At 44.7% G+C, this 7469-nt stretch carries 8 protein-coding genes and 2 tRNA genes; all 10 read left to right on the top strand.

The window, feature by feature from the left end:
• Positions 1-224: 224 nt before the first annotated feature.
• The 10 genes from L4C32_RS11280 (at position 225) to gloA (ending at position 7458) form a co-directional block, all read left to right on the top strand.
• Positions 225-300 (top strand) — tRNA-Asn (locus tag L4C32_RS11280).
• 16 nt (positions 301-316) lie between these two features.
• Positions 317-392 (top strand) — tRNA-Asn (locus L4C32_RS11275).
• Between the two features lie 139 nt (positions 393-531).
• Entirely contained in the window at positions 532-1113 is a 582-nt protein-coding gene (rsxA, locus tag L4C32_RS11270; protein WP_428196978.1) for an electron transport complex subunit RsxA, read from the top strand.
• 1 nt (position 1114) lies between these two features.
• Complete coding sequence (gene rsxB / locus L4C32_RS11265; RefSeq protein ID WP_428196977.1) at positions 1115-1699, top strand: electron transport complex subunit RsxB; 585 nt, start codon at positions 1115-1117, stop codon at positions 1697-1699.
• A gap of 3 nt (positions 1700-1702) precedes the next feature.
• Positions 1703-3973, top strand: coding sequence for an electron transport complex subunit RsxC (gene rsxC, locus L4C32_RS11260; protein WP_428196976.1), 2271 nt, complete (start codon positions 1703-1705; stop codon positions 3971-3973).
• A gap of 3 nt (positions 3974-3976) precedes the next feature.
• The gene (rsxD, locus tag L4C32_RS11255; RefSeq protein WP_428196975.1) at positions 3977-5032 is read left to right on the top strand and encodes an electron transport complex subunit RsxD; all 1056 of its coding nucleotides are present in this window, start codon (positions 3977-3979) and stop codon (positions 5030-5032) included.
• 3 nt (positions 5033-5035) lie between these two features.
• Entirely contained in the window at positions 5036-5671 is a 636-nt protein-coding gene (gene rsxG / locus L4C32_RS11250; RefSeq protein WP_428196974.1) for an electron transport complex subunit RsxG, read from the top strand.
• A complete protein-coding gene (locus tag L4C32_RS11245; RefSeq protein WP_428196973.1) occupies positions 5668-6363 on the top strand; it encodes an electron transport complex subunit E in 696 nt (231 codons plus the stop codon). Before rsxG ends, L4C32_RS11245 begins: the two co-directional genes overlap by 4 nt.
• A 28-nt stretch (positions 6364-6391) precedes the next feature.
• Positions 6392-7027 carry an endonuclease III gene (nth, locus tag L4C32_RS11240; protein ID WP_428196972.1) on the top strand — a complete coding sequence of 212 codons (636 nt, stop codon included), beginning with the start codon at positions 6392-6394 and terminating at the stop codon, positions 7025-7027.
• Between the two features lie 14 nt (positions 7028-7041).
• Positions 7042-7458 (top strand): lactoylglutathione lyase, encoded by a 417-nt coding sequence (gene gloA, locus L4C32_RS11235; RefSeq protein ID WP_428196971.1) that lies wholly within the window; start codon positions 7042-7044, stop codon positions 7456-7458.
• Positions 7459-7469 lie beyond the last annotated feature (11 nt).

Here is a 7469-nt window from a genome sequence, read left to right as displayed (position 1 = left end):
ACTTACCTCTAGGGGGAATAAGGCTTCATCGTACATTCAAGGGACTCATCAACATAGTTATCCACAATTTTAGTGGATAACTAATCTTAGCCTTTTGCATAAAAGGGTCAATGAATGTCAATCTTTTTTTATGACAAAAATAGTGATAATTAAAAACCATTTTTTAGATGATTCTAGTTGACAGTTTTTTTGTTGATCGTTAGAATTTTCCCGCTTTCAGCAATTCCCTCTTAGTTCAGTTGGTAGAACGCCGGACTGTTAATCCGTATGTCGCTGGTTCAAGTCCAGCAGAGGGAGCCAAATTCGCAATACCTGTTCCCTTTTAGTTCAGTTGGTAGAACGCCGGACTGTTAATCCGTATGTCGCTGGTTCAAGTCCAGCAAAGGGAGCCACACACTAAAGCCTCGTCATTGACGAGGCTTTTTTCATTTTTTTTCGTAATAAAGTAAAAACCCTACCGTTGAATGGTTGTTATCCCGAGCGCAACCAACGATAATATCTAAATCTCTTTATAAACATCATCATGTTGGTATGACTGACTATCTATTACTCCTTGTAGGCACAGTACTCGTTAATAACTTTGTACTGGTGAAGTTTTTAGGCTTATGTCCCTTTATGGGGGTTTCTAAGAAATTAGAGACCGCTATTGGTATGGGGTTAGCCACCACATTTGTTCTTACCTTAGCTTCAGTCTGCTCCTACTTAATCGAAAGCTATATTCTAAAACCGCTTGGTATTGAATATCTTCGCACTATGAGTTTTATTCTCGTCATTGCTGTTGTGGTACAGTTTACCGAGATGGTGGTGCATAAAACTAGCCCGACACTGTACCGAGTTCTGGGTATTTTCCTTCCACTGATTACCACCAATTGTGCTGTTCTTGGCGTCGCTTTACTTAACGTAAACGAGAGCCATGATTTTATCGAATCCATCATTTATGGATTTGGCGCTGCCGCGGGTTTCTCATTAGTCTTGGTACTGTTCGCCTCCATGAGAGAGCGTATCGCCGCCTCTGATGTCCCACTTCCATTTAAAGGGGCATCCATAGCCATGATAACCGCAGGTTTAATGTCCCTTGCTTTCATGGGCTTTACAGGATTGGTGAAACTCTAGTATGAGCACATTACTCATTGCGATTATCGCTATTTCAGCATTAGCAGCAGTCTTTGGTGTCATCCTCGGTTTTGCTTCGATCAAATTTAAAGTGAAATCGAATCCGATTGTGGAGCAGATAGATAGCCTTCTACCACAAACTCAGTGTGGTCAGTGTGGTTACCCCGGCTGTCGCCCTTATGCCCAAGCGATTGCAAATGGTGACAACATTAATAAATGCCCTCCAGGTGGACAAGCAACCATTGAGAAGTTAGCTGATCTAATGGGTGTCGATGTCGAAGAGTCCGCTCATGATGAGGACAAAGGAATAAAAACGGTTGCTTACATACACGAAGCGGATTGCATAGGCTGCACTAAGTGTATTCAAGCTTGCCCAGTCGATGCCATAGTCGGCGGCACCAAATCAATGCATACCGTAATCAAAGCCGAGTGCACGGGTTGCGATCTCTGTGTTGCCCCTTGCCCAACAGATTGTATAGAAATGATCCCTATTGAAATGACACCTGAAAGCTGGAAATGGCAGTTGAACCAAATTCCCATCGTCACTCTTCCTTCTGATGCACCACAACACAAGATGGAGTCATAATCTATGTTGTCCATCATCGAGCAGATCAAACAGGGGCAGCTATGGGATTTTCATGGCGGCATTCACCCACCAGAAAATAAACATATCTCTAGCAAACATCCATTGGTTCATGCTGGGATCCCAGATGAGATTACGCTGCCACTCAAACAGCATATTGGAGCGAAAGGGGAGATTCTTGTCTCTGTCGGAGACAACGTACTAAAAGGTCAACCCCTGACCCAAGGCAATTTTGCTATGTCTGTGCCTGTTCATGCCCCCACGTCAGGAACGGTCACGGCCATAGAACCGAGAACAATCGCACACCCATCAGGCTTGAGTGATTTATGTATTGTGATCAGCACAGACGGAGAAGACCGTTGGTGTAAGCGAAAACCTGTCTCTGATTATCTATCAGTAGACCCGGCTATCTTAATCGAGAAAATTCGTTCTGCAGGTATCTCTGGAATGGGTGGTGCAGGCTTTCCGACCAGCAGAAAAATTCAGACCGGTGTAGGCAAAGCCGACATCTTAATCATCAATGCTGCCGAATGTGAACCCTATATCACCGCCGATGACCGCTTAATGCAGGATCACTCAAAAGAGGTGATCGAAGGCATTAAAATTCTTAGACATATTCTCACACCTAAACTGACCATTATTGGCATTGAAGACAACAAACCCGAAGCGATCGATGCACTGATTAGTGCCTCAAAAGATGACGATGAGATTGTCATTCGAGTAATCCCGACTAAATACCCCTCTGGCGGTTCACGTCAACTGCTCAAGATATTAACAGGTAGAGAAGTTCCAACTCGAGGCCGCTCTACTGATGTTGGTGTTATCGTGCAAAACGTGGGTACTATTTTTGCCATCAAAAAAGCCATTTGTGATGCAGAACCTCTCATTGAACGCGTTGTCACCTTAACTGGAAACAGCATCGAACAGCCTGGTAACGTTTGGGCTCTTCTGGGTACCTCTGTCGAATACCTACTCACTAAACACGGTTACCAAAAAGACAAAAAACACCCTCGTATTATTATGGGTGGCTCGTTAATGGGTTATACCTTGCCACACACTGAGGTCCCCGTTACCAAAATTACTAACTGCATTATCACTCCTACTCGCAAAGAGCTGCCAATCAACAAGTATGAGATGGCCTGTATCCGTTGCAGTAGTTGTGCCGAAGTCTGCCCAAGTGTGTTATTACCACAGCAGCTCTATTGGTACGCAAAATCGGCAGAGTATGACAAATGTGAAGAGTACAACTTATCAGATTGCATAGAGTGTGGAGCCTGTGCTTACGTCTGCCCTAGTGACATTCCTCTCGTGCAATATTACCGCCAAGCAAAGTCTGAAATTTGGGCTCGCAAAGAGGATGCGCAAAAGGCCGAGCGAGCAAAATTACGCTTTGAAGAGCGAAATGCACGCCTTGAGCAAGACAAAGCTGACCGAGAAAATAAATTTAAGTTGGCTGCTGAACAACGTAAAAAGACCATGCTCGCAAAAGGTGATGACAATGCACTCTCCGCGGCTATTTCTAGGGTTAAGGCGCAAAAATCCAGTGAATCTATTACTGAAAAAAGTGACACCAAACCTGCTGTAGCGGCTGCGATTGCAAGAGCGAAAGCCAAACAAGCCGCCAGTGCATCTCAATCTCAACCAGACAATAGTGAGATGCAAAAGCTCCGAGAAGAAAGAAAACAGCAGGCTCGAGAAAAGCGAGCTAAGCAACAGAGCGAGTGTGTGCCAGAAAAACCAACAGCCAAAAATGCTGCTGTTGCCGCCGCTATTGCTCGCGCTAAAGCAAAAAAAGCCCAGCAAGCAGAAAACAGTGAGGTAAAAGAGACTGCACCAGCTGCGGATCCGAAAAAAGCCGCCGTTGCCGCCGCTATTGCACGTGCCAAAGCAAGAAAGGCACAACAAGTTGAAAGCAGTGACAATCAAACTGATGAGGTAAAAGAGAACGCACCAGCTGCGGATCCGAAAAAAGCCGCCGTTGCCGCCGCTATTGCACGTGCCAAAGCAAGAAAGGCACAACAAGTTGAAAGCAGTGACAATCAAGCTGATGAGGTAAAAGAGACCGCACCAGTTGCGGATCCGAAAAAAGCTGCCGTTGCCGCCGCTATTGCACGTGCCAAAGCAAGAAAGGCACAACAAGTTGAAAGCAGTGACAATCAAGCTGATGAGGTAAAAGAGACCGCACCAGCTGCGGATCCGAAAAAAGCCGCCGTTGCCGCCGCTATTGCACGTGCTAAAGCAAGAAAAGCACAAAATACTGAACAGAAGGATAGTTAAACCGTGGCATTCTTTATCTCAAGCTCACCACATGCTCACATTCAACGTCGCACCAGCGAGCTGATGTTATGGGTCATGTTATGCACCGGTTTCGGCCTATTTGCTCAAACGCTATTTTTTGGTTTTGGGTCATTAATTCAAGTTCTCTTTGCCATGCTGTTAGCGGTCATCACAGAAGCCGCCGTATTATTGCTACGAAAGAGACCGCTAGCGCCCTATTTATCAGATAATAGTGCGCTACTTACTGGTCTGTTAATCGGGTTAGCCATTCCCCCCCTTGCGCCTTGGTGGATTACGGTCATCGGTGTGATCTCAGCCATTGTGGTGGCAAAACACCTGTATGGGGGGATAGGTCAAAACTTATTTAACCCAGCGATGGTTGCTTATGTCGTGCTATTAATCTCCTTCCCATTAGAGATGACTACTTGGTTACCTCCTCAAGATTTACTCGCGAACAAAGTCGGTTTTGTTGATTCATTCATGGTGATTTTTACCGGTCATTCAAGTGAAGGGTTTTCAATTTTTCAGTTACAAAATAGCGTTGATGGCATCACGATGGCGACCCCTTTAGATACCATCAAAACGTCATTAAAAAATGGCCTAACCACACAAGAGATCTATCAGCAGCCTATCTTTGGATCATTAGCAGGTATTGGTTGGCAGTGGATTAACATTGGTTTTTTTGTTGGTGGCATTATCTTGTTAAAACTGCGTGTCATTCAGTGGCAAATCCCTCTCTCGCTACTAGCGTCACTGTTTAGCTTTAGCCTTATTTTTTATCTGTTCAATCCTGATACAGCAGCCTCCCCGGCTATCCACCTATTTTCTGGTGCCACCATGCTTGGTGCATTTTTCATTGCCACAGACCCTGTGTCGGCAGCGACAACACCAAAAGGCAGAGTGGTTTATGGGGCATCTATTGGTCTGCTCATTTTCATCATTCGTAGCTGGGGAGGGTTCCCCGATGGCATCGCTTTTGCCGTATTACTTGCCAATATGTGTGTTCCCTTGATTGATTACTACACCAAACCACGCACATACGGCCACGTGAAGGGATAGACTATGATTAAAGCCATTAAAAAGAGTTCTCTTGTTCTTACCCTATTTGCCATAGCCTCTACCAGTTTAGTGGTGGCCACTTATGCGTTAACGGCGGATCGCATTCAACAACAAGAGCAGATACACCTTCTTAAAGTACTTAACCAAGTGATCCCAGCGGACAATCATGACAATGAGCTCTATTTAAGCTGCTCAGTGATCGCAGCTTCGCCAGCGCTAGGGACCACAGTGGCAACTCCTGCTTATATTGCAACAAAGCAGGATAAACCTTCTGGTGTTGCGATAGAAACGATTGCACCAGATGGTTATAACGGAGCGATTAAGATCATTGTCGGTTTAAGTTACAACGCTGAAGTCACCGGTGTCCGCGTGTTATCCCATAACGAAACACCGGGCCTTGGCGATAAAATTGATCTTCGTATATCAGACTGGATTCTATCCTTTACTGGCCAATCATTGACTCCAAACACTGAAAATCAGTGGGCTGTAAAAAAAGATGGCGGTCAGTTTGATCAATTTACCGGCGCCACAATTACACCAAGAGCGATAATAAAAGCGACCAAGAAAGTGGTGCTCTACTATCAAAAAAATAGAGACGCTATCTATGCACTACCAAAAAATTGTCAGGAGGCGAAATGAGTGAGCAATCAAACCACAAAGAGCTAATGAACAATGGATTGTGGAATAACAACCCTGCTTTAGTTCAGCTTCTTGGCTTATGTCCTCTACTTGCTGTATCAGCCACTCTAACTAATGCTCTTGGTTTGGGTTTGGCCACCACCCTAGTATTGGTGGGTTCAAACCTAATCGTTTCATTAGTTCGTCAATGGGTACCCAAAGAGGTACGTATCCCCATTTTTGTTATGATCATTGCCTCACTAGTAACGTGCGTGCAGCTGCTCATGAATGCTTATGCTTACGGTTTATACCAATCTCTAGGTATATTCATTCCCCTTATCGTGACTAACTGCATCATCATCGGGCGTGCAGAAGCGTTCGCCTCGAAGAACAGCCCTAAGCTTGCTCTTCTTGATGGAATATGGATGGGCATTGGCATGACCGCCGTTTTGGTTCTCCTTGGTGCCATGCGTGAAATCCTTGGCAATGGCACCCTGTTTGACGGCGCCGATCTACTTCTCGGAGAATGGGCATTAATGCTCAGAATCGAGATATTCCATTTTGACAGTAAGTTTCTATTAGCGATTTTACCTCCCGGAGCATTTATTGGCGTCGGTTTGTTGATAGCACTAAAAAATGTGATTGATAATCGCGTGAAGATGATTTCGCCCAAAGAAGAAAAAACACAAATTGAGCGCGTAAGAATCAGTTAATAATAAAAAAGAGTAGAGTGAAAACCGTATGAACAACGTCAAACGTGTAGAGATACTTGAGCGATTAAGGGCAGAGAACCCCCACCCGGAAACTGAGCTCAACTGGTCAACACCCTTTGAATTACTGATTGCGGTACTGCTGTCTGCACAGGCTACAGATGTCAGTGTCAATAAAGCCACGGATAAACTCTATCCAGTCGCCAACACCCCTCAAACCATTTTCGATCTTGGCGTTGACGGCCTAAAAAGCTACATAAAAACCATCGGACTGTTTAATACCAAAGCGGTCAATGTGATCAAAACCTGTCGAATGATTATGGATCTTCATGGTGGTGAAGTACCTGAAGATCAAGAGGCTCTAGAGGCGCTTCCAGGCGTTGGCCATAAAACTGCAAATGTGGTTCTAAACACTGCTTTTGGTTGGCCGACTATTGCCATTGATACCCATATATTTCGCGTCAGTAACCGCACAAAGCTAGCGATGGGAAAAAACGTAAATGAAGTGGAAAAAAAATTACTCAAAGTGGTTCCAAAAGAGTTCAAATTAGATGTTCATCACTGGTTAATTCTGCATGGGCGTTACACCTGTATCGCTAGAAAACCACGTTGTGGCAGCTGTTTGATTGAAGATCTCTGCGAATTTGCAGACAAAACTGATAACTAAAAGTAGGTAACAATATGGCTATGGGAAGAATTCTACACACCATGATTCGTGTTGGTGATTTAGACAAATCTATCGAGTTTTACTCTACCGTAATGGGCATGACTCTACTGCGCCAAAACAGCAATGAAGAGTATAAATATACGCTGGCATTTCTCGGTTTTGGTGACGAGTCTCAAGGCGCTGTCATTGAGCTGACTTACAACTGGGGTACTGAAAGTTATGACCATGGCAACGCGTTTGGTCATATTGCGATTGGCGTTGATGATATCTACTCTACCTGCTATGCCATTAAAGCAGCAGGCGGTAATATTACCCGTGAAGCAGGCCCAGTCAAAGGCGGCTCGACGCACATCGCCTTCGTGAAAGATCCAGATGGGTATATGATTGAATTAATCCAAAACAGAGATGCCAGTGCTGGCCTTGAAGGATAAATTCTTCCACA

It is taken from the genome of Aliivibrio kagoshimensis (assembly GCF_050337105.1).
Classification (GTDB): Bacteria; Pseudomonadota; Gammaproteobacteria; order Enterobacterales; family Vibrionaceae; genus Aliivibrio_A; species Aliivibrio_A kagoshimensis.
This window is presented reverse-complemented; position numbering and strand designations above follow the sequence as displayed.

Excerpts from the sequence above, each read along its gene's own strand:
- rsxA (WP_428196978.1), top strand. The coding sequence starts at position 532 with ATGACTGACTATCTATTACTCCTTGTAGGCACAGTACTCGTTAATAAC.
- rsxB (WP_428196977.1), top strand. The coding sequence starts at position 1,115 with ATGAGCACATTACTCATTGCGATTATCGCTATTTCAGCATTAGCAGCA.
- rsxC (WP_428196976.1), top strand. The coding sequence starts at position 1,703 with ATGTTGTCCATCATCGAGCAGATCAAACAGGGGCAGCTATGGGATTTT.
- rsxG (WP_428196974.1), top strand. The coding sequence starts at position 5,036 with ATGATTAAAGCCATTAAAAAGAGTTCTCTTGTTCTTACCCTATTTGCC.
- L4C32_RS11245 (WP_428196973.1), top strand. The coding sequence starts at position 5,668 with ATGAGTGAGCAATCAAACCACAAAGAGCTAATGAACAATGGATTGTGG.
- nth (WP_428196972.1), top strand. The coding sequence starts at position 6,392 with ATGAACAACGTCAAACGTGTAGAGATACTTGAGCGATTAAGGGCAGAG.
- gloA (WP_428196971.1), top strand. The coding sequence starts at position 7,042 with ATGGCTATGGGAAGAATTCTACACACCATGATTCGTGTTGGTGATTTA.